Below are 25,700 nucleotides of genomic sequence, written 5' to 3'. Positions count from 1 at the left end.
AGGGGGCCGAGCGTGGGACGTGGCGCGGATTGCCCTCCCCCAGAAATCTCGCTGAACGCTCGTTATCCGAACCCTCCCGCTGCGCGGTCGGGGGTCTTAAGACGCTAGCGGCGTTTCTTGTTGCCGGGCTTCTTCGATGGTGGGCGTTTGCGATCTTTGGGTAGCGGGGCGGCTTCTTCTTCGGGAGTTCCCAATCGCTCGCGAAGTCGGTCGGCCATCGTTTTGGGTTTGCCGTCGGAGCTTTTCTTTCCATTGGCACCCGCCGAATTGTTGACTTTGCCATCGACCGTGCCGCCACCCGCGGCGGCGCCCTGCAGGGTTGCTGGATCGAAGTGAGGCTTCGATGGCAGCGTTTTCTTGACCAAGATCCGCTCGCCGATTCCCCACAGACTGCTGGTGATGAAGTAGATGCACAAACCAGCCGGGACACGGAAGAAGAACAAGCCCATGACCAACGTCATGTAGTTCATCATCTTCTGCGTCATCGCCGTTTGCTCGTCCGTAGCCGGTGGCATGAACATCTTTTGCTGAGCCAGGAACAACGAAACCACGATCATCGGCAGGATGTTGAAGTACGGACCCAACCAACCGGTGCCGCGGCCTCCCAAGTAGTCCCACATCCAGTCGCCCCAGTAATACATCATGTCGGGAGCGGCCAGGTTTGACGCCCAGGTGGTCCACGAGGCAAACGCAGCTTGTCGCAGTTCAATGTCGACGGAGAGTGTTCGGTACAAGCCAATGAAAATTGGCAACTGCAGGAACATGGGGGCACAGCCCGCCATCGGGTTGAACCCGACGCGTTGTTGCAGTTCCCGTTGGGCTCGGACGCGAGCTTCCATGTCGTCTTTGTGCTTCTCGGCAATCTTCTTCAGCTCAGGTGCCAACTCTTGCATGCGTTGAGCGTTGATCGCCGCTTTTCGCGAAAGCGGGAACATCAGACCTCGCACACACAGTGTCAGCAGAACGATTGCCAAGGCGTAGTTGCCGACGTTGGAAAACAGGTGCAGCAACCCGCCAAGAGGTTTAGCGACGAACGAGAACCAACCGTAGTAGATGCAGTCGCCCAAACCGTAGGCTTCCATCACGTCGGGCTGTTTGGGCCCAGCGAACAATCGGAGTGATTGTTTGAGCGACGATCCCGGGGGCACGTCTGCGATGGCACTGTCGAGATAGAAGCTGGCGTTGACGGCGCGTTCTTTGTTGTCGGGAACAGCACTTGGGTCGGCGATAATATTCGCGGCGGCACGACGGAATGTCTTGAGTGACTCTTGTCCTTCCGGTGGCAACATCGCGACGGTGAAGTACTGGGCATCGACGCCGATGTAACTCAGGTTGCGAGCCGGTGGTGCGGAATCGGGAGCGAACAGTGTTTGGTCATCCGCTTCGGATTCGTTCTTCGCCCGCTTCAACAGTGCGTAACCGGAGACCAGTTCGTGACCTTCGGCGGTGGTTTTGTAGACGATGTCGCGAGCGGCCGAGCCGCCCCAGTTGGGACTGATTTTGTTGCTGTACCACCAGCCTTCCAGCGTGATGCCGTTGGCACCTTCGATTCGGTAAGCCAGCTCTTGGGCTTCCTCGGCGCGGTTGTCGATCTGAACGTCCATGTCCAGCGAGTAGCTGTCTGGTTTCAGCGAGTAGGTCCGTTGCAGTCCGACTGATTTACCCGAAGCCGGCTTCATCTCAGAGTCGGACAACTGCAGCTGGTAGGAAACGTTGTCCCCGTCTTGGGAGGCATCCCAAATCAGATCGCCGGTGTCGACCATGCCTTCGATGGTCTTCTCGCCGGATTGAATTTCGCGGCGACCGACGCGTCCCACCGTCAGCAGGCAGGAAAGCCGCGAGAGGTTGCCTTCGACTTCATCGTCGCCACCGTGTTCAGCCAATCGAATCAAGTCCAGCGGGTGTTCGGTCAGCGTGGTCGTGAAGTCGATCGATTTCTCGTTCCGCAGAACCGTGACGGTGGCGGATTCGCCTGGTTTGGTTTCCAGCATCGCTTCGCGAAGCATGGACAGGTTGTTGACGTTGTTTTGGTTGAACCCGGTGATGATGTCGCCGGGTTTCAGGCCACCTTGCACGCCGGAAGCGGTCGCCAGATCCGCGGGAGTTCCCGGTCCGACCACGTTGACTCGGATCCCGAGATCCGTGGCGGTCGGGTCGGCGGCCAAGTAGCCGAGGTAGCCGGAGCGAACATCGACGCGTCGGTATTTCAGACGTCCGTTCTCTTTGCGTTCGGTCAGTTCAATTCGTTCGATGCCACCGCCGCGACTGTTCAATGTCACCAGCATCACATAGCCACTGGTCGGATCCATGGAACCGAGGGTCGACCATGTTGGCGAGCTGGGACGCTCAACCGCATCCGTGTCTTCGTTAGCTTCTTCGCCTTCACCTTCGCCGGGCTCGGATGCATCCGTGTCGGCAACCAAGTCCTCGGCTGGTTCAACGGTTTCGCCGTCGACTTCGGCGATCGCGTCTTCCTCCGGTGGCAGTGGTGGCGCGAACATGGTCCGAAGGGACATGTAGATCAGGAAAAACGCCATCGACGAGAGGATGAACGAAAATAGTCGGCGTTCCACTGAACTGTCGGCCAATCAGAAGGGAGGCGGGTGGGGAAGCCCGCTATTCTTGCCGCCCGACGCGTTCTTGAAAAGCCAAACTCAATGCGCGAGGCAGCCTGGAGGTCCAAAAACGCAAGCTCAAGCCGTCAAAGGCAGGGGCGTTTCGCACAATCGTTTCAAATACGCTTGGAGATCCGCCTCGGAAACGCCCTGTTCGGAGCGATCCAGCACAATCCAAGGCCGAGCCTTGCGGATCACGCCTTTTTCTAGGAATTCGCCGAAGAGACGCAGTTGCAGGTGCCCTTCTCGACGCAAATCGGTCGTGAACGGGGCGTCGGTGGGTGCGAGCAGCACGGCGATGGAGCCGGTTTCACCATGCAATTGAACGGTTGAAATCGGTGGACTGCCGTCACCCAGGGTGTCGCCCTCGTCGAAGATCACGCCGCAATCGCCCAAGGCGGTCAGGTCGAGCGTTGGGTGCGTGTCCAGCAACAGTGTTTGAATCGACAGCGTGGGTTCAATGACCAGTCGAGTTTCCGTGGCTTCCACGACTCGCAGAGCCAGACGAAGTGAGTACTGGCTGTCGGCTTGAGGAAGCGTCACGTTCCAAACGTCGCCTCGGACGGATTGTTCCGTGGCGACGGGAAGCGCGTCGTCGCCAACCGGCAACAAGTTCACGTGCAAAGAACCATCGGGATCGCCGAAGCTGATTCCTTTGGAACCGCCCGCGGTGTGGCAAACCCAGTCGTGCCCGTCCGCATTCCAGTGCGCGGTGAAGCACTGGCCTGCGTTCTGGTCACAAGCGGAGCCAGGGGTCGGCGCCGCGAAATCTTGAAATTGCCACATGGGATCAGCTCGATTGCTTGCTTAGCTTTTGTATTCGGCGCCGAAGAACTCTTTGCTGCCTTCCACGTCCGCTTTGATTGTACGCGAGCCTTCTTGCCAGTTGGCTGGGCAGACTTCGCCATTGGTTTCGAAGTACTGGAGGGCTTTGACCATTCGCAGTGCTTCGTCGACGCTGCGGCCCAGCGGCAAGTCGTTGACGACTTGGTGACGCACAACGCCTTCTTGGTCGATCAAGAACAAACCACGCAGTGCGACGCCGCCGTCCAACAGCACGTCGTAATCACGCGAGATTTGCTTGTTCAAGTCGGCGACCAATGGGTAAGCGGTCTTGCCAATGCCACCTTCGTTGCGTGGCGTGTTGGTCCATGCCAAGTGAGTGAAATGGCTGTCGATCGAAACGCCGACAATGTTCACGCCGAGGTCTTCGAAGTCCTTGGCCCGGTCGCTGAACGCGATGATTTCGGTTGGGCAGACGAAAGTGAAGTCGAGTGGCCAGAAGAACAACAGGACGTACTTGCCCTTGTAATCCGACAACTTGAAGTCGTCTTTGAACGTGCCATCGGGCATGACGGCGGTGGCGGTGAAATCAGGGGCTTTTTGGGTGACCAAAACACTCATGGTGATATTAGCTTTTTAAAAAGAGTGAAACGTGGTTGTGAAGGTTGGATGGCATCAGTCGCGAAGATTCGAATCGAACACGCGAACTTCGGCCCAATTGGGTTTTTGACGCTCGATGAATTCCAGGTGCCGAGGTGCTGTTTGATAAGCGTCATGGGCGGCACGGTCTTCGAAGACTGTATGCAGCACCACATCGAAGTCCATGTTGACCGGACGATCGTATTCGGGCTCGCAGCGTCCCACGGCGAAGCTCACCAAACCGGGATGATCGTTCAGATAGGTTTGGCAATCGTCCAACAACGCGTTGATGGTTTCGTCGCTGCGGTCTTTGGTCGTGAAGAAGACTTGGTGGGCGAGTCGAGGCATGGTGCTCACGAAGGATCGAAAAGGGGGCAGAAACACCGCTTCGTGGACAGACGACGAAGCCGATGTGGCCGGAATCAGGATGGCTCGTCGGTGATTCTAGCCGCCGCATCAATTGGCTTGAACCGGTCGCCCGCCCGCCACCGGAGGCCGCCGTGGCGTGTACAAGCAGCAATCCTGCGGGCAGACATCATGCCAGGGACCCAGTTCACCTAGAGCGGGTTTTTCGTTCAGTTTTCCGAGCCGTTCTTGCACCAATCCGCAGATCATCTCGACGAAATCTGGGTGGGTTCCCGCCGCGGAGGCTCGTGCCATTTTGATTCCGCGTTCTCGGCAAAGCTGGGCGGCTTCCTCGTCCAAGTCAAACAGAACCTCCATGTGGTCGCTGACAAATCCGATCGGAAGGATCACCAACGATTCCAATTTTTTAGCGTCGTCCATCTCGGCGATCGCGTCCAGCACGTCTGGTTCCAACCAAGGCTGCGATGGTGGCCCGCTGCGACTTTGGTAAACCAAGTCCCAATCCACCGCACCGCAAGCATCGGCAACCAAACGGCATGATTCTCGAAGTTGTTTTTCGTAGTCGCAATTGTCAGCCATGCCCATCGGGATGCTGTGGGCGGTGAACAGCACTTTGGTTCTGGCCGGCGATGCCCCGATGGTTTGGGCCGCTTTTGAAACGTTGTCCGCCATCGCAGCGATGAAGCCAGGATGGTTGAAGCCCATCCGGACTTTCTCGACCAGCGGTGCTCCCTCGCCAACTTCTTCGCGAGCCTGAATGATGTTTTCGCGATACTGGCGACAACCGCTGTAGCAGCTGAACATGCTGGTGAAAAACGCCAGCGATCGCTTCTTGCCATCCGCCTTCATTTGGCGAAGCGTGTCGGCAAAGTATGGATCCCAGTTCCGATTGCCCCAGTAGATCGGCAAGTCGATTCCGTTGGCGTCAAATCGCTTTTGCAGTGCTGCGATAAGCTGACGGTTTTGCTCGTTGATGGGGCTGACACCGCCGAAGTGTTTGTAGTGCTCGGCGACTTCCAGCATCCGTTCGCGCGGCACGTTCTTGCCTCGCAAAACGTTTTCGAGAAACGGCATCACATCGTCCTGCCCCTCCGGGCCTCCAAAGGACACCAGCAAAAACGAATCGTAAGGAGGCAGTTCACTCATGGCGGGAAGTCAAGAAGGCGGCAGTTGGATGAGATGTGCGATGTCCTTCCAAGGCTGTCGAACCTGCTGATTCAGATGGCCGTGGGAAGTCGCCAGCATAGGATTCGACGGCCTTGGAAGGCCATCGTACGGAGCGATCAACCATCGTACGGTGCGGCCTGAGAAGCAAGTCGACTCAGTAGATGTCTTGCGGCGGAAGATTGTCAGCGTCCAAGTCATCCTCGGTGATGATTCGGAAACCTTTCTCCGTCAGCGTTTTCATCGCCAAGTCGATGTTCTCTACCATGATCGCGACCGCTGGCTTGCCGTGCGGACGCATGAACAAGGGGTACGCCTGGATGATGTTCAGTTCCGCTTGCAACAACGCCGTGCAAACACGGAGCAGTGGTTGGGGGCCTTCGGGAAGCTCCACGCCAACCAGATCGGATTCGATGATGGCCAGCCCGGCTCGCTCAAGAATCTCTCGGCCGCGGTCCGCGTCGCTGATCAGAAAGCGAACGAACGCACATTCCGCCGCGTCGTTGATCGACAGGGCCACAATTCGGATCCCAGTCCCCTCAAATCGCCGAACGACCTCGAGCAACTGCCCGACTCGGTTCTCGAGGAAGATGGTGAATTGACGAATCGCAGGAAATTCGCGACCGCGCATGGTTTCGAATTGCGTGTCTGCACCGGCACCAAAGCTCATGCTCGCAATCTCTTGTTAGCGTCAAAAAGGCAGAATCGCCGGAGTCTACCGGTCGGTTCAGCACACGGCAAACCGTCTGGTTGACCGATTTGATGCGGGATGCCGCAAGTATGCAAGCATTTTTCGGGTGCGAGTCGATTTCGCGCGACGATGCGAAATGATCGCTCGGCGACCGCAGTGGTGCGAGATCAGGTGGTGCAATCGCGTGAGGTCTGTCATGCGGCCGTAAACGGGCAAGGTGGCGCGCCGTTTGCCTTCTTTGGTGGTGTTTTCACCCATGTCCGCAGCAGTCGCGGGCACTCGACAACACCAATCAAAAGGTTCACCCCATGAAATTCCTTCATCGCCAACAACCACTCCTTCGTTCCTTGGTCGCGACCGCCGCCGTCTCTTTTCCGTTGGCTTGCACGCCGGTCGCGATGGGACAAACCGGCGACTTTGACCCGGAAGACCGCGGCAGCAAAGTTGAGGACGATGCCTGGTACGACATCTCGGAATGGTTTGACGGCAACGATTACAACCCGACGGACGAGGCTATCGGACGTTGGGACGACGAGATCTTTTCCTATGAAGACGCTCGAACAAGCAGCGACTCAGACAACGACCAGCTGATCATCCCCGCCGATACTTTCTATGGCGAGGACTACAACGAAAGCTATGTGTCCTACGAGGATCGCGATGAGGACGGAACGTACGAGCGATCGACGCGGTACATCGATAGTGACGGTGATTACCTAAATGACGCCTACGTCACCTACGACGATGAAGACGGCGATGGCGTGTACGAAAGCTACGACTATTCGGAGCTGGGCAGCACGTCAAAGAACGCGGTCCCACCGTCCAGGATCGCACAGTCGGTAAAAGACGGCTTGAGCGGCAAACGTCATGAAGTGAAGGGCACGGTTCGCGATATCAAAACCGTTCAACGAGGCAACGAGTACTCGTTGATGATGCAGGTGAAGTCGCAAGACGGAAAAGACGTCTGGATTGATCTCGGCGGACATGCAACCGGAGTCCAGCTATTCAAAGATGACCAGGCCACCTTCTATGGACCGATGGTAAAGAGGGGCGAGAAGGAAGTGCTAGTGGCGACCGCTGTCGATTTACCGAAGCACGGAATGTACAAGGTCGAACGCTCCGGCAGTCGGTACACCGGTCAAGTTCAGTCAACCAAGACTGCCAAGGTCCGTGGGAAAGAACACTTAGTCGTCAAGTTAAAGACCAAGGGCGACAAGATGATGACCGTCGACATGGGACTCTCATCGGAGGCCAAAAAGCCGAGTGAGGGCGACCAAGTCACCGTGACCGGGGTGCCGGTCAAAATCGGGGATCGAGTCATTCTGATCGCTGACAAGAAGCAAAGCTGATCTGGCTCGTACACCGTTCGCCGCGAAACAGACCTGTGTCTCTAAGTTGCTGAGTCTCTCTATAGGCCTGCTTTGCGGTGCCTTCCTTCGCTTAGGAGGAGGGGTTTTCAGTCCGCCCATGCGTTTTTGGCACGGGTTTTCGACCGATGACTCTTTCCTCCTTCGTATGGCTGGCCCCATATCGGAACAGGCAAACTTCTTGAAATCGATACAGTTTCGGGAGTGAAAGATGGCCGAAAACGTGTCATATTTGCATGCTAATGTGAAAATCGGTTGATTTAACGTGTCTTTTGAGCATGATTCCTGCTCGTTAATTGCTTTTCACCTTTTGGCCAATCTTGAGCTCTCACTTCGCTGAGTGGTTTGTGGCCAAGGAAAAATCAGAAGTTTTCTTGATCTGGCGTTGTCACGATCAATCACAAGTCTATGGAGTTTTGCCTGTGAATTTTTGTCGTTTCAAAGCGTGCGGCTTGGCTGCGTTGCTCGGTGTCGCCGCGATCAGTGGGTGCGGTGGTTCTTCCGAGCCGGAAGCCACCTCGACCGACGAGTTGACGCAGTTTCTGAATGAGAACCCAGAGCTGAAAGAGCCCAAGCCCGAGGTTTCTCCATCGGATCCGACCAAGCCCTAATTGTTTACCGGGCATGCTCGTCGTTGACCTGTCACGCCCCGCCTTTTCATCGGACATCTTTCTCCTTCAAGGTCTTTTCAATGAGTTTTCAAAGAAAGCACCGGGGCTTCACGTTGGTGGAGTTGCTGGTGGTGATCGCCATCATTGGCGTTCTGGTTGGTTTGCTTCTGCCCGCCGTGCAAGCGGCCCGGGAAGCCGCTCGCCGAATGAGTTGCAGCAACAATTTCAAGCAACTTGGTTTAGCAATCCACAACTATCACTCGGCGTACAACGCGATGCCGAAGCACGGATCGGGCACGTACACACAGTATCCACCAGACACAGGGATCAACCCACCCGGCGGTAACCGGTCCGACTTGTCTGCTTTGGTTGGCATGTTGCCATTCATCGAGCAACAAGGTTTATGGGAAGTAATCAGCAATCCGACCGACACCGGTTTTCAAGCAATGGGGCCATGGCCCAACCGTCAGTTGGCCGACCACGCCGCGATTCCTTACGACCCCTGGTTGACGAACCTTCCGAGCTTCCGTTGCCCCAGTGATCCTGGCGTTGGCTTGCCCGCTCACGGGCGTACGAACTATGCCGTGTGCTTGGGCGACTCGGGAACGCTGTGTGATGTCGGCGACACCGCTGACAATGGTACCAGTCGTGGTCTACGGATTTATCAGCAGAGTGCCTGCCGTGGTGCTTTCATTCCACGAACGCAGACGAAGTTCCGAGACATCCTCGATGGTTTGTCCAATACCCTCGCTATGGGCGAAATCATCACTGACTTGGGCGACTACGACACGCGTTCGCATGCTGTCGACAGTCCGGTTGAGGTCTGGCGAGAAGGAAACGCGTTGTCGTGCCGTCAATTCATCGATGTGGAGCGTCCTCAGTTCTGGCGGAACGATGGCTCGACACCCTTCACCGGAGATGCGGAGCAGCGTCGCGGATTCAAATGGGCCCTCGCCCGTCCGCTGTACACCGGTTTCGTCACAGTGTTGGCGCCCAATGATGAGCTTTGTTTCCAGGGCAACCAAGAACGCGAAGGTGATGTGACGCCTAGTAGTCGCCACCAAGGTGGAGTCCACGTCCTGATGTGCGATGGAGCGGTGAAGTTCATCACCGATTCGATCGAAGCTGGAAACAGCAACAGCGCTCAAGTTCGCGAAGGTGGCGGATTTTTGACGCCTGGTTCGAAGTCACCGTTCGGTGTCTGGGGAGCCTTGGGCACTCGCGCCGCACGCGAAATCATCGATACCGAATTTTGATCGATTGACCTTCGGACGACGCTCGTCGCCCGAGGTCATTGTGAATCAAGTTCAACGGTTTTCGCGGTGAAAAGCAATCACCGCGGTATCGGCATTCAGATTGGGATCGTTGTCGGGTTCAATGCGTTGACCCTGATCAACATCCCAAAAGACTTCTTCATCGATCACGACGTTCAGTTGGCCCAAGAGGTCGCGAACGTCGGCGATCGTGGGGAAGCGTCGGTTAGGCGTGTTGTGCCAATCGAAGTCGAACTCGCCGGGGGCTTTCGGCGATCGCCCATGTGTCACGTAGTGATCTCTGAGTTGGCGATACGCAAAGTTGGGAAAGCTGATGATGGCATGTCGGCCAACTCGCAGCATCTCGTTGAGTAGTTCCACCACGTTCTCAACCGCTTGCAACGTCGCGTTGAGGATCACGTAGTCGAACTGGTCATCGATGAATGCGGGCAGTCCGTGGTTGAGGTCGTAGTCAATCACATCGATGCCTCGCATTGCCGTTGCCAGCAGGTTCTCCTGTGCCACCTCGACGCCCATCAATCGATGTTCCGTTGTTGGCGGTCCTGGCGTGCGATGTCGATCACGAATCGCGGCGAGCAGTTGTCCGTTGCCACACCCGAGGTCCAGCACGCTGGATCCGGCTGGAATGATCTCCAGGATTGATTCTTCGTCCACGTTCAACGTGATGTCGGATGGAACCGCGGGATGCGTTTCGGTGTCTCTCAGTCGTTCGCGGATCAGCGGTCCATAAGTCGCAATGTCTTTCGCGATCAGGAATGCATCGTGGCCGGCATTGGTGGTGATTTCGGCATAAGTGACACGTTTGTCCAAAGCGGTCAGAGCGTTGACGATTTCTCTGGATTGAGCAGGTGGGAACAACCAATCGCTGCTGAAACTGATAAGCAGGAAATCGCAAGTTGCTTCGTCAAACGTTTCCATCAGCTTCAGTCGCGTGCCGCCCAGGTCGAATAGATCCATCGCCATCGACAGAGTCACGTAGCTATTCGCATCGAAGCGTGTCGTGAACTTTTGGCCTTGGTGTGCCAAGTAGGAGCCGATGCTGAATCGTTGCTCGAACTGTGATGCGATCTGCCGTGGGTCGTGGCGATCGGGGTCGAATTTGGCCTCCATCGCTTCGACGGAAAGATAAGTGATGTGACCCAGCATCCGTGCGATTGCCAATCCCGTGTCCGGGCGTTGGTCTTTGTCGTAGTACTGGCCGCCGGCGTAGTGCGGGTCGGTTTGGATCGCATTGCGAGCGATGACATCGAAACCGAGTGCTTGGCTGTTCAGTCGAGGAGAGGTAGCGATGGCGACGCAGGTTTTCGCCGCGTCGGGATAGCGATTGATCCACTGCAAGACTTGGTGACCGCCCAGCGAACCGCCGACCACGGCCCGCCACTGCCGGATTCCCAGGTGGTCAGCCAGGAGTTTTTGGGCTTCGACGATGTCGCCGATGGTGATCCGAGGGAAGTTGGCGCCGTAGGGTTTGCCATCGGGCGAGGTTGGGTCCGCGTCACCTGGGCCGGTGCTGCCGCGACAACCGCCCAGGACATTGGGACAGACCACGAACAACCGATCCGTGTCGATGGGAAGTCCGGGGCCGATCAAGCCGTCCCACCAACCTGGTTGGTCGTCTTCGTCGTGGCGAGCCGCATGTGAGTCGCCTGAAACGGCGTGGCAGACCAACACGGCGTTGGATCCGTCGTCGTTGAGTGTGCCCCACGTTTCGTAGCAGCATCGAATTTCGGGCAGTTCGCCGCCGCGTTCGAGCGGCAGCGACTGGTCAAACGTCACGTACTTGGCGTACGCCAATGGCGCATCAGTCCGCACATCATCGGTGCTGGACAGATCCTCGTTGGAAGGCTCACCCATAGAAGCTTGGCTCTCGAACATCGTTACCCGAGTGGATCTCCCGGATGTCATTTCGCGGGAGGATCAATTGTTCGGAAGCAACGTTTCGATTGCTTTGACGGTCACGCGGTCGCAACAGCAAGAGCCTGTTTCAAGTCATCGAGGATATCGTCGATGTCTTCGATTCCAACCGAAACGCGAATGTACTCTGGGCTGACGCCCGCTCGGCGTTGTTCGTCTTCGGCAAGCTGTTGGTGTGTGGTGCTGGCGGGATGAATGACCAATGTTTTGGCATCGCCAATGTTGGCTAAGTGAGAGCACAGTTGGCAGGCGTTGATAAATTTCTTGCCCGCTTCCATGCCACCTTTGATGCCAAAGCCAAGGATCGCGCCTTTGCCGTTGGTCAGGTACTGCTCAGCCAATTTGTTGTGCGAGTGCGTTTTCAATCCGGGGTAATTGACCCACTCAACTGCGTCGTGAGCTTCCAGGAACTCAGCAACCTTCATCGCATTTTCGCAGTGGCGAGGCATGCGAAGGTGAAGAGTCTCGATGCCTTGCAGGAACAGGAACGCCGCGAAGGGGCTCATGGCCGCGCCGGTGTCACGCAACCAGTGGGTGCGGATGTGAACGTTGTAGGCGATGTTGCCCATGCCACGCAGGTGCTCTTCGAAAACGGCACCGTGGTAAGAAGGGCTGGGGCCGCAGAACTCAGGCCACTTTTCAGGTTGGTCGGCCCATTTGAAATTTCCGCTATCGACGATGCAGCCACCGATGTGAGTGCCGTGTCCGCCTAAGAACTTCGTCGTGCTGTAGATCACAATGTCGATGCCGTGATCGATCGGACGCAGCAAGTAAGGCGTCATCACGGTGTTGTCGCACAACACTGGGATCGCCCCGTGTGGTGCCGAGTGAGCTGCGTCGGCGATTGCCTTGAAGTCAGGGACATCGTTTCTTGGGTTGCCGATGCTCTCCATGTAGACCAGTCGAGTGTTTTCATCGACCAAGCCGTGGATTTGCTCGGGGTGATCCGGATCGAAGAAGCGAACTTCGATACCAAGGTTCTTCAACGTTTGTGTGAACAGGGTCCATGTTCCGCCATACAGCGAGGTGCTGCTGACAATGTTTTGACCGCTGTGTGCGATCGCCAAAACCGCTGCCGTGATGGCCGCCTGACCGGAGGCGAAGCACAATCCCGTTACACCGCCGTCCAGTGCCGCGATGCGTTTTTCCAGCACATCGACCGTTGGGTTCATCAACCGGCTGTAGATGTTGCCAAATTCAGCTAGTCCAAACAGGGCCGCCGCGTGTTCCGTGCTATCGAACTGGTAGCTGGTGGTGGCGTAGATCGGCACCGCGCGGCTTTTGGTCGTTGGGTCAGCGACTTGTCCGGCATGGAGAGCACGGGTGGCCAGACGATGATTTTGGGTCGGATCGGCGGACATGCAAAAACTCGATCAGGGATGTTTGAAAGTAGGAAATTTCTGCGTTGGGAACGCAGCAGGCTAACAAATCGGTCAGCGATTGTCGCCAGCCAGCTTGATCAGGCGTTCGGCACCGCGACGCAGCGTGTCATCGCTGGCGGCGAAGCTGACGCGGAAGTGAGAATCGCGGCTGCTGAAAATCTTGCCGGGAATGATCAGCAGGCCGTCCGCGATCGCTCTTTCGACAAACGCCGTCCCCCCTTCGGTGCCGGGGGCTTTCGGGAACAGATAAAACGCACCGCCGGGGCTGGTCAGTTCGAAGTGCGGCGAAAGTTGTTCCACCATGAAGTCGCGTTTGCGACGGTAGTCGTCAATGTGGCCGTCCAGCGAAATTTCCATCGCACGGAGAGCTCCCCACTGAGCGGGCTGGGGCGAGCAGACGAACGAATACTGTTGGATCTTGAGCATCGTCGCAATGATCTCGGGCGGTCCGTGGACGTAGCCCACTCGCCATCCGGTCATCGCGTGCGATTTGCTGAAACCGTCGATCACGATTGTGTCGGGATTGGTGGCCGCGGGAGATGCGAAGTCGCCGTCGTAGAAGAATCGGCTGTAGATCTCGTCCGAAAGCAGCGCGATGTTGTGCTTGGCCGCCAAATCGCCGACATCTCGAAGATCTTGCTCCGACGCGGTCACGCCGGTTGGATTGGCGGGACTGTTGACCAGGATCATCTTGGTTTTGGGTGTGATCGCGGCTTCGATCTTGGCTGGATCCAACCGGAAATCCGGGTACGAATCGACCGTCACGGGGATACCACCGCACAAGCTCACGAGAGCCGGGTACATGACGAAATAGGGATCCAGGAAGATGACCTCGTCACCCGGATTGATCATCGAAAGCAGCGAAAGGACCAAACCGCCCGAGGTGCCGCTGCTGACAAACACGTCGCGATTTTGGCCGGGATACTTGGCGTTGATTTCCGCCAGCAGTTTCTCACGCAGCGGCGCGATACCCTGGGTTGGCGAGTATGCGTTTTTGCCCGATCGAATTGCATCGACGGTCGCGTCCTGAATTTCCTCGGGGACATCAAAGTCCGGTTGCCCGATGGACAAGTTGATCGGGTCTTTCAGTTTCGCAGCGAGATCGAAGACTTTTCGAATTCCGCTGCTATCAAAGGAGGCCGTTCGATCCGCGATCCAGGGATGCATGTTGACTCGTTGCCTGTTGGATGAAGGTTGAAAGCGATGGTTGCTTGCGGAAGAAACCTCAGGCAAATCATGCTCGTTTCGCGGATCAGGATATCATTCGCTTCGGCTTGCGGTAGTCCGTGTTTGGGGCGAGGGCTCGATCGATTGACACCCCTGCCCTGTGTCGCTCAAGATCCGAGGGCTCGCTCAGAATCGGTGGGCCACCCAAGATTGGATGCCCGGCCAAGTTCGGATGCCCGACTAGGTTCGGATGTCTAGTGGTGAGTTTGTTGACGGCGGAAAGGGAGAGATTGATTTGCGAAGGGGAACTGGCGTGCGAAGGATGACCGTGACGGAATGAGCGAAATTCGATTGATCGAACCGGTGGTCCGTTTCTGCGCCGTGATTTCGCGGCATCAGGAGGCTCGTCAGTGGGCGAAGCAGCGACTGGCAGAACGCTGGGGCGAGCTGGGCGAAAAAGGTGAGCCCAGTCCGTTCGAAGCCGGCGGGTTTTACCAACCTGAAATGGGCGATGGGCTGACAAAAGAACTGATCGGAATCGCTGAATTCGCGGATCCGGCCGGATTGGCGGACTGGAAAAACGTCACCAACGAATGGGAATCCGAATACGCATCGCTGTCGGATCATCCCGAGCCGCGGCCGTTGAATTTGGATCCGGGGTACGTCAGCCAAGCAAAATTGGTGTTGGCGACGATCAAGGACCGCGACCACCGAATCTATTTGCGTGATGGGATCTTTGCGGAAGTCACCCTGAACTATGTTGGTGGGCGTTGGATTCATCACCGATGGAGCTACCCTGATTACCGCACCGAAACGGTTGCGAGCTTTGCAGCAAACTGCCGGAGCAGACTGCGTCAGCATTTAAAAGCGACCGGCGGTTTTCGCGTTGGGGTAAAGAAAACCCCCGGGGTGAAGCCCAGTCCGAAGGTTTGATTCGCCGTTTCATGGCTCGCTTCATGGCTCGTTCGATCAAGTTGATCACGCCGGCCAACAAATCCACTGAATCCGAGCCTCGGCGGCAAACCAAATGGGTTGGTCTCACGTAGCAGCCTGACCGAAGGTTCATTTCGTACTTTTCTCGACACGAGTCGCCAAGCATGATTGCTGGGTCCGCTATTTCACTGTTCTCTGATTTTGCTGGTGCTGAATCGGGTTTGCTCCCTCTGGCCCAGGTCGGCAAGTGGTTGCCCGTATTCGTCACTCCCATTTGGGTGCTGTCGATGGGGTTGCTGCTGGGGGCTTTGGTGACCGCTGTGATCCACGGCATCTTGAGTGCCCTGTCCTTCATTCCCGGTCTCGGGAATTTGGCAGACGATCCAAAACGCGGCGTGACATTGTCGCTGATTGCCGGTGCGATCTTCTCCGCGTTGCTGTGCTATTTCTATGTTCCGCAAGGCGGCGAGAATGGCCAATTGCTTTTCTTGCCCTTGGTGACGTTGGGAATGATTTTGGGCTTTGGGCTGATCTACGGAATGTGGCATCGGACTCGATCGGAGTGGATGTCGATTCTGGGCGAAGGTGTCATCCCGTACATCTTGGGCACTTTGGGTCTTTTTGCCGTGATCGGTTTGGGATCGACGCCGTTTGTTGAAAACCCGATGGCGATTCTCGAGAGCGTCCCCGCGGTCAATTTGGTCGGTGACGGTACGGTCGTGGAAGTCGCGACAATCGAACCTTCGGCTGACCCAGACATCCCCGAGTTCCTGCCAGCCGGAATCACTTACAACTTCCGCAACGTTGCCGAACTGCGAATTGAGAGTGACAAGAAAGTCTTCCTGGCTGACTCGGACAAAGCGGAAGCCTTCAGCCGTGCTCCCATCGAATTGAACCCGGGCAGCACCGAAGCGGTTACCTACAAATATCAAGACCGTGAGCAGCCACCAATTCCAGGTGACCCGGCCAAGCTTCACATCTACAACCAAGAGATTGACCCGGCTGAAGTGACTTTCACGTTTAAAAACCTGCCGCAAATTCCGCAGGCTTCGTCGATTGTCTTCTCCGCCGTCGCCCTGTTCCTGACGCTGACGGGCTTTATGGCAATGCGACAAGCGGCCCCGCGAGTCTGGGCATTGGCTTTGTCGACCGCGAAAAACGAAATGGCTCAGCCGCTTTATCTGTTGCTGTTGGCCATTGGCATTTTTGCCGTGCTTCTCTTTGGGATCTTCCCGTTCAACACACTCGGTGATGACATCCGTCTGCTGAAGGACAGCGGCGTGACGATGATCATGGTTCTGGGCATGTTGCTCGCCGTTTGGAGTGCGGGAACATCGGTTAGCGATGAAATTGATGGCCGAACCGCTTTGACCGTGCTCAGCAAACCAGTTAGTCGACGTTCGTTCATCTTGGGCAAGTACACCGGAATCATGTTGGCAGTGTTGGTGCTGTTCGTGATCTTGGCGGCGGTCCTGCTGGTGGTGATGTCCTACAAGCCAATTTACGACGCTCGCGAAACCAGCCAGCAACAACCACCATGGCAAGTCGGTCACGAAGAGATCATCACGACGCTTCCGATCTTGGGTTTGTACTTCATGGAAACAATGGCGATCGGCGGAATCGCGGTGGCTTTGGCGACTCGTTTGCCGCTGTTGGCGAACTTCATCACCTGTTTCGCGATCTATGTTGTCGGCAACCTGCTCAGTCCGCTGGTCGCTTCTGCGAGGGAAAACACCGAGCTGGTCGGATTTGTTGGTAAATTGATAGCGGTCGTGGTCCCCAACCTGAACTCATTCAACGTCCAGGCGGCGGTGGATGCGGGAAATGCCATCCCGCTGATCTACTTGGCCGCCGCGTTCAACTATCTTGTGGTCTTTGTCATTGCCATTTGGATGGTTGCGATGTTGTTGTTCGAAGATCGCGATTTGGCTTGATCGCCATATCTGTTGCATTGGAAACTCGTTTGAGGATAACGGTGACCGGTCGTGACGGATCGTCGATCGCAACGAATGCGGTCGTGATGACAAACGAACGGTGGCTAGATATCCAACGAGGCTCGCAACGGTGAATCGCTTTTCCAGTCTGAAACAACCACGTCGCGAACCCGAGGCAGCGGGCGCGCCCCTGCATTTGGTTTGGGCCGCCATCGCGGGTTTGATCATTCCAGTTCTGGTGCTGGTCTTTGGCATCATCGCGGCATTGGTCGATGAAGGCGATGGGCTGACACAGTCGCCTGTTCGCCTGGGAACACACCTGTCGATCCCCGTGCCGGAGTTCTTTCTGGCGCAAAGCAAAGTCTCTCAGCTGTTTGGTTTGGTTGGATTGTCATTGGCAATCGCGGCTGTCTTTTGTTTGGCCGTTTGGTTGCATCGACGATCCGCCGATGCTCGTTCGCGGCGAGTGATCAAGATGTTGCATTCACGAACGCTAAAGCAAAGTTTGCGTCGCGCAGAAGTCGAAGGTGCCGCTGCTCAGCGTGAACGAGCCCGTGTCATCATTGGTCGCCACTTGCCCGAAGTCGGACGTGGTCTCTCACTGTGGTATCGATCCATCCCGCGAAGCGTGCTGATGTTGATCGGGTGTGTGACGCTCGCACTGCTCGTGAACGTTTGGCTGGCGATTCTCGCGGTCATCAGTGGCGTGGCGTTGTGGCGTTTGTACGCCAAGCTTCGCAATCCGGATTGGCTGGAGTTGTCGCGATTCGAGATCCCACAAATTCGTGATCGCTTGATCGGTTTGATTGGCGACGCACCCATGATGGCTCGACTGCAGGCCGGTGGTTTGGCTGACCAAGCCTACGAGGCGGAGTTGGACGCATTGGATCGCCGGATCGCTGGCGATGACGCGCGTCGAGGTCGACTGTGGCCGGTCATGATGATGGCCGGCGGCGTTGCCATCGCTGTGATGTTGTTGGGTCTCGGCCTGAACACGCTGCAAGGCGAACAAGGATTGAGTCTTCCCTCCGCATTGGTGCTTGGTCTTTCGTTGACCGGTGCTGCCTTGGCGGCTGCTCGATTGAGCGAACTGAACCGTCAACTTCGCCGCAGCAGCAAAGCTTGTGAATCGGTGTATCTGTACCTGCAACCCAACAGCGAAGTGTCGCCGAGCGAGCAACGTGTTGGACTGGGTGGTCTTCGCGATTGCGTGACGATGGAAGACGTGTCGCTGCAAGATTCCTCGGGCAAGGCGATCCTGCGTGACCTGAGTTTGTCGCTGCAGCCCAAGTCGCTGGTGGCTTTCTTAGGAACCGAAGATGTTTCGACGCGAGCTCTGCTGGAATTGTTGATGGGGTTTGGTCGCCCGCATCGCGGCAAGGTGCAGATCGACGGGATCTCATTGCTCGACGTTCACCCGCAAGCTCTCGCTAAAAACGTGATGTGGATCGGTCCCGACGGGCCTCTCTGGGAAGGTACTCTGCGAGAGAATTTGATGGCGGGAGTCGACCGCAGTGTCGACAATCGCGACATGGTCGAAACGCTCGAGCAACTCGGGATCTACGAGCGAATCACGCGCTTGCCTGACGGCCTGGAGACGATCATCGAACCGGGGTCCAATTTGGGAGCGACCGAAGATTCGGATTCGCTCGGGACCGATGTTCGTTACGCAGTCGGGATCGCGCGGGCGATGTTGCATCGGCCGCCGATCGTGCTCGCGAAAGAGCCCCCTGCCCCGACCGAGCATGTCAATGAAGACCCTTGTTTGAACGCACTGCGAGAGTTGGCGGATGCGGGATCGTTGGTGGTCATGTTGCCTCACCGGCTGAAGACGTTACGTTCATGTGATCGGGTGATGTTGCTCAATGGTCCCAATTTGGTCGGCGAAGGACGTCACACCGAGTTGCTGAATTCCAGTGATCTGTATCGCCACTTGAACTACTTGTTGTTCAATCCCTACCGACACCGAAGCCCATCCTGAGAGAGGCGTGTGACGCAAACCAACGCGGACGACGAACAAACCCCGGACGATGTCTTTCGGACTGCTGTCGCGGTCGAAGCCGGCTTGGGTGCCCTGGCGTTGATTCTCGGATACCTGCTCGGTCCCAGTGCCCGTGAATTGGTTCCGCCGCTAAACGAAGTCGCTTCGTCCGCGGTCATTGGCGGTATCGGGCTGGGCATTGTTGCGACCATTCCATTGGTGTTGTTCGTTGCCGTGTTGCGGCGAATCAAACACCCGGCAATCGAAGAACTCGACAAGCTCAGCGATCACCCCATGATCGGCTTGATGCTGCGACTGAACGCCTGGGAATTGTTCGCGATCAGTTTGTGCGCCGGCGTCGGCGAGGAACTCTTGTTTCGCGGTTGGTTGTTGCCTTGGTTGGCCGGAGACGCCGCGTCGCTTGCTCCTGATTTGGAAGCCCCATCGCGATGGTGGGCTTATGGCGGATGGCTGGGCAGTTTGCCAAACTCAGTCACCGAATTCGCTTGGCCGGAAGAAGGTTTGCTGGCTTGGTGGTCTCGCGTCGGAGGATGGGAATTAACTGCAGCCTGGCTGGTCTCCTCATTCGCGTTTGGAATGTTCCATCCAATCACCAAACTGTACATCGTCGTCACCGCGTTGATGGGTTTGTACTTTGGTGCCTTGCTGATTGTGACCGGCAATCTGCTGATTCCGATCACTGCTCATGCTCTTTATGACGCGGTTCAGCTTTGGGGTGCTGGGCGAGCGGCGGAAGACATGGATGAAGATGACACGGATGAGGATGAAAAGTCCGACCAAAGCTGATCGACTCGATCAGCGCTTGTTGCGACGGTGATAAAGTTGGCTGGCATCCCGGCGGCCAACCGTCCGTGAGTTGCTGAGCGTCCCAATGCGTCGGCACCGTTGGCGGTCGCCATGCGAAGCACGTCGGTCGGATTCAGGTCAGGCCGATGCTTGAGCAAGTGCTGGACCTCGCCCCAAAGATCCAGATCAGGATTGCTGGCGCGTGAATCAGTCCCGATGGCTACGTTGATTCCTGCGGCTAGCAATTCTGCGACGGGATGATTGGAATGCTGAAAGAAATGATGCGTTCTTGGGCAGTACACGATGCTGCAGTTCGGGTGCGATTTGACTTGCTCGATTTCGGTCTCACTCAAATCATTTCCGTGCACGATCAACGCACGAGGTGATTTGGCAAGCAGCTGAATCAGGTGTGAGACTGGATTCGCTTTTGTCCAGGGAAAGAACGCCTCGATAGGCAATCCTAGAGTTCGCAATGATTCGGCAAATGGGCCGGATCCGTTTGTCAGTAGTTCACGTTCGGCAGGTGATTCCGCAACGTGCATGGCGAGTGTCGTCTTGCGTTGCTTTGCAACTTGCACGCAGCGCTCGATCAACGGCAAAGGTGTCGAGTAGGGAGCGTGCGGGCTGATCGCGGCGACGTCACATCGCGAATCAGGCGAAGTGTTGTTGGCAAGATGTCGTTCAGCCTGTGACATCCGTTCGTCGCCTCGTTCCTGGCTGAGTCCGAGGACTTCCGCGAATGCGATCGTATTTGGTGCGATCGATTCCATCGGCGTGGTCTCGATGTCCGCGATCAGCTGTGTGCCTGACGCAGTTGCTTCCGCGTGCCCTTTGAGAACGTTTTGTTGTCGCGTTTGGTGATCGACCATCCCTCGAGTCGTGATGACTTCGCGAATCCAGTCGGCCAATTCCATGCCGGTGTGTCCGACGGGTTTTGGGAGGTCGCTGAATTCCAGGTGCGTATGAGTGTTGACCAAACCCGGCAAAATTGCGACGTCTCCCAAGTCGATCAATTCACCTTCGTTCTTCGAATCTTGGAATGAACTGATCGAAGCGATCCGGCCCGATTGAACAATCATCATTCCGTTGGGAATCGGATCACCGTCGATGGGCATCACCCAACGCGCGCGATAAGTTTGTTTTGATGAATGATGCAAAGCGAAATCAGTTCCGTGAGGATGACGAGGAAGATCGGCTGATCGATTGGGGATCGACGCAGTCGTTGCAGTCGCAATTTTTTGACCGTCGTCCCGCTGTCGTCGCTCGCCAGCTTTTGGGTTGCGGTTTCGCTCGACGAATCGAAGGGGTTTGGGTCGGAGGTTGGATTGTGGAAACCGAAGCCTACCTGTCCAGTCGCGATGCTGCGAGTCACAGTGCGCGGGGTGAGAAACCGGGAAACGCTTCGATGTTTGGGCGGCCAAGTACATTGTACGTCTATCCGATTCATGCCAAGCACTGTGTGAATCTGGTGACCGAATCGGTCGGCTGTGGTTCGGCAGTTTTGATCCGGGCTCTTCAGCCGGTTTGGGGCATCGACCGCATGTTTCAGCATCGAGGTCTGCACCGATCGGAAACGACCGACGGAAGAGCATTGACGACGGGCCCCGGCCGTTTGTGCCAATCTCTCGCGATTGATCGGACGTGCGACGGAGTGGATCCGATTCGCGATCCGAACTGGTGTGTTTTCTCTGGTCCCAAGCTTCCGAGCAGTCGTGTCACCACCACGCCTCGAATCGGAATATCGCAGGCCGCTGAATTGCCATTGCGGTTTTTCGTTGACGGGAATCGCTACGTCAGCGGTTTGGTCCGTCACCATCGTCGACCTCGACGGGATTCGCTCTGACGAGAATTCGTTACACTGCCAACGGCCAAGCGGGAGCGAATTTGACAGCCCCGGTTGGTTTGAACTTCCAGCTAGTCCACGACCTCGATTGCAGAATGTCCTCCAACGCCACCACCGAAGAACACGTCCTTGTCATTCCCGCGACCTTGATCGAATCGATTGGGCATTTGGAAGGGTTTGACCGCAACGTGGACCGATTCCTGCAGCCTATTCTTGCCAGCGACGAATTGTCTTATCGCCCACGCGGTGCAATGGAGCTCGATCCGAGTTTCAAACAATTGATCCCCTACGTGGTGATGCAGTGGACGGATCCGGCTGACGGCGCGGTCAAATGGTTTCAATACACTCGCGGTGGTGGTTCGGGTGAAAAACGTCTGCACGCCAAACGCAGCATCGGTGTCGGTGGTCACATCAGCCAAGAAGATGCGGGTGGCGAAGAAGACCCATACACCATCGGCATGCGTCGCGAGCTAGAAGAAGAAGTGACGATTGGAGCACCCTACGTCGATCAACGAGAAGGTTTGCTTTATGACCCGAGCAACGAAGTTGGTCGGGTGCACTTGGGAGTCGTCCATCGCTTCATCTTGGAGCAACCACTCGTCACCAGCAACGAGGCCGAACTCGCCGAAGGTCAGTTCGTTTCCGTAAAACAACTCCGCCAAGAACGCGAGCACCTGGAAACCTGGAGCCAACTTACACTGGACGCACTGTTTCCTGAGTCGGTCTAGAGCGAGAGTTCTGAATACAAAGAAACTGCCGCCATGAGTGACTCATGGCGGCAGTTCGTAATAGTTGGCAATGGATTCGGGTGGGAGTGACTAGAACTCTCCGTCGATCACTTCTTTTGCAGCACGTGACCCGAGTGATCCCCACAGTCCGTATGGGCTGGGGCTGCCTGGCGGGGGCGACCCGGCTCGGTTTGATACCTGCGGTGCATTTTTATTACCAGCTTCAATCGAGTCGGTAACGAACCTGACTGCGCCGTCTCCCATCAACACATGGACTCCGCCCTGGTGTTGGCTCGAAGGGGGCGATACCACATCGCGATGGTCTCGACCGTCGGAGCATAGTTCGCGGTTGGGCGATAACACCGTGGTCATCTGGGAATAGGGTGGCATGTAGTCGTGCCAGCGAAAACCACGTCCCCAAACAGCTTGCTTGGTCAAGCCGGATGGTGACCAAAACTGAGGGCGTTCAGGATCGATGTAGGGCTCGGCATAAGATGGATCCAGTCGACACTGGTTCTTTTCGTTTGGCGCCGCATGTCCACCGGTATTGGTCGGAACCGTCGTGCGTTTGTCGTTGTTGCCCAAGTCCGTCGTGATCTCGCCGCACATAATCGTGTTGGAAAGTCCGTCGAGCGTATCGCGAAATTGAACTTCTCGACCGTTGACGAACATGCCGCGCTGGGCTGAATTAGAAGCCGCCGCGTGCGCGGTGTCGGTTCGATAGGGCAATGTAGCGCCCGACGCAACTTCGTCCACGTCCAAATAAGAGTCTCGAGAGTAAACCGCTGAGTCTCCCATGCAGGCCGCGTAGTTTGTTCGCCCAAGCGATGGTAAGCCACGGCCTGGATCACTAGGGCAGCGGAATGACGGAATTTCAGTGGCCCACGGCGGATACTGAACGCGGTCGGGGTGAGGACCCATGGGCTGCCATGGTGGGCTCTTGGTCGATCCATCCGAATTCACGCTGAGTGGATTGGATATTTGTTCCCAAAGGCCTTGCTGTTCAAGGAACGGCAAAGTGCCAACCAGAAATGACAAACGCTTGTTAGACGAAATTTCGCGACCCGGATTTGTGTCCCAAGGGTCTCGCCCACCCACGGCATAGGTTCCCGATGCATGGACTGGAAGATTGTTGTAAGCCGAATGGTAGTTGTGGATCGCCAAGCCAATTTGCTTGAAATTGTTGCTGCAGCTCATGCGTCTGGCTGCCTCGCGTGCGGCTTGTACGGCGGGGAGCAACAGGCCCACCAATACGCCGATGATCGCGACCACGACAAGGAGTTCCACCAACGTGAACCCTCGTCTCCGTTTTCTGTTCCTTTGCATTTGATGCCTCAATGAATCGAGTTTCCAGAAATCTTGAGCGACAGAGCAGCCTAGGAATGGCTGCCTGCGCTGCAGAACTCGCATTCCAGGTGGTTTAGTTCGCCCTATGTGGGTGTTCCTGGCTAAGTCGATGGACTTTGTGGTTCTTTTCCGCTTGTTGCTTCGGTAACCGAGTCGGATTGGCTGGATACAAAAAAAGCGGCCCGCTTTTGCTGGCCGCTCACTTCTGTCTAGCGCATGAATCCAAAGGTGCCGGCGAACGTGTTTTCGCACGCCGAATGCAAAGCGGCGCTACTTCGTGCCTTCGTATCCTTCTGACATTGCGTCTGCTTCTGCGAGTGCAGCTTCGTATTCGGCCAACTTTTCCGCGTCCGAGTTGTCGACGATGTTGCTATTGCTTCCAGAGTCGCATCCGAGTGGTGCGACGAGCAAGCAGAGCATTCCGAAGGTCAGCATCCAGGTTTTCATCAATCCATCCAATAGTGAGAACTAAATCAATTCAAAACGAACAACTGCACTCCCTTCGATAGCGGAAGGAATGCAGTTGCAAAATCAGTTGTTGTCTAAAGAGGAGAAATTAGAATTCGCCGTCGATCACTTCTTTCGCGGATCGCGATCCGAGGGCTCCCCAAAGACCGTATGGGCTTTTGCTGCCAGCAGCAGGCGAGCCTGCTCGATCCGACACCTGAGGTGCATTCTTGTTGCCTGCTTCGATCGAGTCGGTGATGAATTTGACAGCACCGTCTCCCATCAGAACGTGAACACCGCCTTGGTGGCGACTCGAAGGTGGCGAAACCACATCTCGGTGGTCGGTTCCTTCTGAGCAGAGTTGCGCGTTTGGAGCCAAGATCGTGGTCATTTGGCTGTATGGAGGCATGTAGTCATGCCAACGATAACCACGTCCCCACACCACCTGTTTCGTTACCGTACTGGTCCAAAATTGTGGGCGCTCTGGGTCGAGGTAAGGTTCAGCATAAGACGGATCCAGTCGACATTGGTTCTTTTCATTGGGTGCAGCATGGGCGCCCACGTTGGTGGCAACTGTGGTTCGTTTGTCATTGTCACCGAGGTCGGTAGCAATCTCCCCACACATGATTGTGTTGGACAAGCCATCCAATGTGTCGCGAAACTTCATGTGGCGTCCCGTAACAAACATCCCACGGTGTGATGCGCTCGAAGCAGCGGCGTGGGCAGTGTCTGAGATATAGGGGAGTTTGCCGCCTTCGGCCACTTCGTCGACGTCGAGGTACGAATCACGAGAGTAGACAGCTGAGTCACCGTGGCAAGCCGCGTAGTTCGTCCGGCCAAGCGATGGCAAACCAGAGCCAGGATCGCTCGGGCATCGCAGAGTTGGAAGTTCAGTCGCCCATGGTGGGTATTGCACTCGATCGGGGTGAGGTCCCATGGCCTGCCAAGATGGACTTCGAACGGTGCCGTCCGAGTTGATGCTCAAGGGGTTCGAGATTTGTTCCCACAGGCCTTGTTGTTCTAGGAATGGCAACATGCCTACCAGATACGACAGGCGATAGTTTGAGGAAATGTCTCCGTTTGGGTTGCCGTCCCATGGATCACGTCCCCCAACGGCATACGTTCCTGAGCCTTGGACTGGCAGGTTGTTGTAGGCCGAGTGGTAGTTGTGGGCAGCTAATCCAAGCTGCTTGAAATTGTTGCTGCAACTCATACGGCGGGCTGCTTCGCGGGCGGCCTGGACCGCAGGAAGCAATAGTCCGACGAGCACCCCGATGATTGCGATGACAACAAGCAATTCCACCAAGGTGAAACCGCGAGGCCGCGAGAAACGTTTGTGCATCAGTACCTCAATTGAGTCTTAGATGGGCTAGTTCGCCCGTAGCAACCAAACTCGAAATGAAATCTGGACGGGCTTCAATTTGAGCATGTTAATATGGGGTTCAAAGTCTTTCATCTCCGATTGCGAAGAATCCAAAGCCTTTTTTCCCGAATAGTGGGTCGGGAATCCCCGAAGATGCTGCAAGTCAATTGATTAACACGTGCTCAAAATGAAAGTACCGCGCTAAGTAGAATTACTCCGGCATTTTGTCTCGGATGGGGGGATGCCGACAAAGGCAATGTGCGGTGGTTGCTTCAGCGGGTGCTGCTGGCAGGTGAGGGAAGAGGAAACCGCATTCGCGGAAACCCGAATGAGATTTTAGTTTTCCT

22 protein-coding genes are annotated in these 25,700 nt (G+C 56.3%); 9 read left to right on the top strand and 13 right to left on the bottom strand.

Going from position 1 to position 25,700, the window contains the following annotated elements; genetic code table 11:
- Nucleotides 1-104 precede the first annotated feature (104 nt).
- The 6 genes from RB_RS16865 to RB_RS16840 all read right to left on the bottom strand — a co-directional run bounded on the left by RB_RS16865 (nt 105) and on the right by RB_RS16840 (nt 6,237).
- On the bottom strand, nt 105-2,573 hold the full coding sequence (locus tag RB_RS16865; RefSeq protein WP_164922134.1) for a YidC/Oxa1 family insertase periplasmic-domain containing protein: 2,469 nt from the start codon (nt 2,571-2,573) through the stop codon (nt 105-107).
- 120 nt (nt 2,574-2,693) lie between these two features.
- A complete protein-coding gene (locus RB_RS16860) occupies nt 2,694-3,401 on the bottom strand; it encodes a hypothetical protein (RefSeq protein WP_011121769.1) in 708 nt (235 codons plus the stop codon).
- A 21-nt stretch (nt 3,402-3,422) separates the two neighbouring features.
- Nucleotides 3,423-4,019: a peroxiredoxin gene (locus RB_RS16855; protein WP_007327091.1), complete on the bottom strand. Its 597-nt coding sequence runs from the start codon at nt 4,017-4,019 to the stop codon at nt 3,423-3,425.
- Nucleotides 4,020-4,073: 54 nt separating this feature from the next.
- Nucleotides 4,074-4,385, bottom strand: coding sequence for a Dabb family protein (locus tag RB_RS16850; RefSeq protein ID WP_007336823.1), 312 nt, complete (start codon nt 4,383-4,385; stop codon nt 4,074-4,076).
- Between the two features lie 108 nt (nt 4,386-4,493).
- Nucleotides 4,494-5,549, bottom strand: coding sequence for a ferrochelatase (locus tag RB_RS16845; RefSeq protein ID WP_011121766.1), 1,056 nt, complete (start codon nt 5,547-5,549; stop codon nt 4,494-4,496).
- A gap of 175 nt (nt 5,550-5,724) precedes the next feature.
- The gene (locus RB_RS16840; RefSeq protein ID WP_007327088.1) at nt 5,725-6,237 is read right to left on the bottom strand and encodes an acetolactate synthase; all 513 of its coding nucleotides are present in this window, start codon (nt 6,235-6,237) and stop codon (nt 5,725-5,727) included.
- Between the two features lie 329 nt (nt 6,238-6,566).
- On the opposite strand from RB_RS16840, the gene RB_RS16835 reads away from it, so the two are divergent.
- From RB_RS16835 to RB_RS16825, 3 genes are all read left to right on the top strand, one after another.
- Nucleotides 6,567-7,604, top strand: coding sequence for a hypothetical protein (locus tag RB_RS16835; protein WP_011121764.1), 1,038 nt, complete (start codon nt 6,567-6,569; stop codon nt 7,602-7,604).
- Nucleotides 7,605-8,044: 440 nt separating this feature from the next.
- Entirely contained in the window at nt 8,045-8,233 is a 189-nt protein-coding gene (locus tag RB_RS16830; RefSeq protein WP_231845718.1) for a hypothetical protein, read from the top strand.
- Nucleotides 8,234-8,313: 80 nt separating this feature from the next.
- Nucleotides 8,314-9,489: a DUF1559 domain-containing protein gene (locus tag RB_RS16825; protein ID WP_007331729.1), complete on the top strand. Its 1,176-nt coding sequence runs from the start codon at nt 8,314-8,316 to the stop codon at nt 9,487-9,489.
- A 51-nt stretch (nt 9,490-9,540) separates the two neighbouring features.
- Here RB_RS16825 and metX read toward each other — a convergent pair whose 3' ends face one another.
- The 3 genes from metX to RB_RS16810 form a co-directional block, all read right to left on the bottom strand.
- Nucleotides 9,541-11,361, bottom strand: coding sequence for a homoserine O-acetyltransferase MetX (metX, locus tag RB_RS16820; RefSeq protein ID WP_164922133.1), 1,821 nt, complete (start codon nt 11,359-11,361; stop codon nt 9,541-9,543).
- A 101-nt stretch (nt 11,362-11,462) separates the two neighbouring features.
- Nucleotides 11,463-12,782: an O-acetylhomoserine aminocarboxypropyltransferase/cysteine synthase family protein gene (locus tag RB_RS16815; RefSeq protein WP_007327082.1), complete on the bottom strand. Its 1,320-nt coding sequence runs from the start codon at nt 12,780-12,782 to the stop codon at nt 11,463-11,465.
- Between the two features lie 72 nt (nt 12,783-12,854).
- Nucleotides 12,855-13,970 carry a pyridoxal phosphate-dependent aminotransferase gene (locus tag RB_RS16810; protein WP_164922132.1) on the bottom strand — a complete coding sequence of 372 codons (1,116 nt, stop codon included), beginning with the start codon at nt 13,968-13,970 and terminating at the stop codon, nt 12,855-12,857.
- Nucleotides 13,971-14,306: 336 nt separating this feature from the next.
- Between RB_RS16810 and RB_RS16805 the strand changes: the two genes are divergently transcribed.
- From RB_RS16805 to RB_RS16790, 4 genes are all read left to right on the top strand, one after another.
- Nucleotides 14,307-14,903, top strand: a complete 597-nt coding sequence (locus RB_RS16805) for a DUF4416 family protein (protein WP_011121758.1) — start codon at nt 14,307-14,309, stop codon at nt 14,901-14,903.
- A gap of 164 nt (nt 14,904-15,067) precedes the next feature.
- A complete protein-coding gene (locus RB_RS16800; RefSeq protein ID WP_007327079.1) occupies nt 15,068-16,837 on the top strand; it encodes an ABC transporter permease in 1,770 nt (589 codons plus the stop codon).
- A 130-nt stretch (nt 16,838-16,967) separates the two neighbouring features.
- Nucleotides 16,968-18,818: an ATP-binding cassette domain-containing protein gene (locus RB_RS16795; RefSeq protein ID WP_007327078.1), complete on the top strand. Its 1,851-nt coding sequence runs from the start codon at nt 16,968-16,970 to the stop codon at nt 18,816-18,818.
- A 9-nt stretch (nt 18,819-18,827) separates the two neighbouring features.
- Nucleotides 18,828-19,625 carry a CPBP family intramembrane glutamic endopeptidase gene (locus RB_RS16790; RefSeq protein WP_007331723.1) on the top strand — a complete coding sequence of 266 codons (798 nt, stop codon included), beginning with the start codon at nt 18,828-18,830 and terminating at the stop codon, nt 19,623-19,625.
- Here RB_RS16790 and RB_RS16785 read toward each other — a convergent pair.
- A complete protein-coding gene (locus tag RB_RS16785) occupies nt 19,544-20,782 on the bottom strand; it encodes an amidohydrolase family protein (RefSeq protein ID WP_011121756.1) in 1,239 nt (412 codons plus the stop codon). The genes RB_RS16790 and RB_RS16785 overlap by 82 nt on opposite strands.
- On the opposite strand from RB_RS16785, the gene RB_RS16780 reads away from it, so the two are divergent.
- Both RB_RS16780 and RB_RS16775 read left to right on the top strand, forming a co-directional pair.
- A complete protein-coding gene (locus tag RB_RS16780; protein ID WP_164922131.1) occupies nt 20,770-21,468 on the top strand; it encodes a DNA-3-methyladenine glycosylase in 699 nt (232 codons plus the stop codon). The two genes, RB_RS16785 and RB_RS16780, sit on opposite strands and share 13 nt — an antisense overlap.
- Nucleotides 21,469-21,563: 95 nt before the next feature.
- On the top strand, nt 21,564-22,196 hold the full coding sequence (locus RB_RS16775) for a phosphoesterase (protein WP_164922130.1): 633 nt from the start codon (nt 21,564-21,566) through the stop codon (nt 22,194-22,196).
- A gap of 90 nt (nt 22,197-22,286) precedes the next feature.
- Here the strand turns inward: RB_RS16775 and RB_RS16770 are convergent, their stop codons facing one another.
- The 3 genes from RB_RS16770 to RB_RS16760 form a co-directional block, all read right to left on the bottom strand.
- The gene (locus RB_RS16770) at nt 22,287-23,522 is read right to left on the bottom strand and encodes a DUF1559 domain-containing protein (protein ID WP_164922129.1); all 1,236 of its coding nucleotides are present in this window, start codon (nt 23,520-23,522) and stop codon (nt 22,287-22,289) included.
- Nucleotides 23,523-23,813: 291 nt separating this feature from the next.
- Nucleotides 23,814-23,990, bottom strand: a complete 177-nt coding sequence (locus RB_RS16765) for a hypothetical protein (RefSeq protein WP_231845717.1) — start codon at nt 23,988-23,990, stop codon at nt 23,814-23,816.
- A gap of 109 nt (nt 23,991-24,099) precedes the next feature.
- Complete coding sequence (locus tag RB_RS16760; RefSeq protein WP_007331718.1) at nt 24,100-25,332, bottom strand: DUF1559 domain-containing protein; 1,233 nt, start codon at nt 25,330-25,332, stop codon at nt 24,100-24,102.
- Between the last annotated feature and the right edge of the window lie 368 nt (nt 25,333-25,700).

Origin of the sequence: Rhodopirellula baltica SH 1, assembly GCF_000196115.1 — a bacterium.
In the GTDB taxonomy this organism is placed as follows: Bacteria; Planctomycetota; Planctomycetia; order Pirellulales; family Pirellulaceae; genus Rhodopirellula; species Rhodopirellula baltica.
The sequence above is the reverse complement of the archived record's forward strand: the minus strand, read 5'-3'. Positions and strand labels throughout refer to the sequence as shown.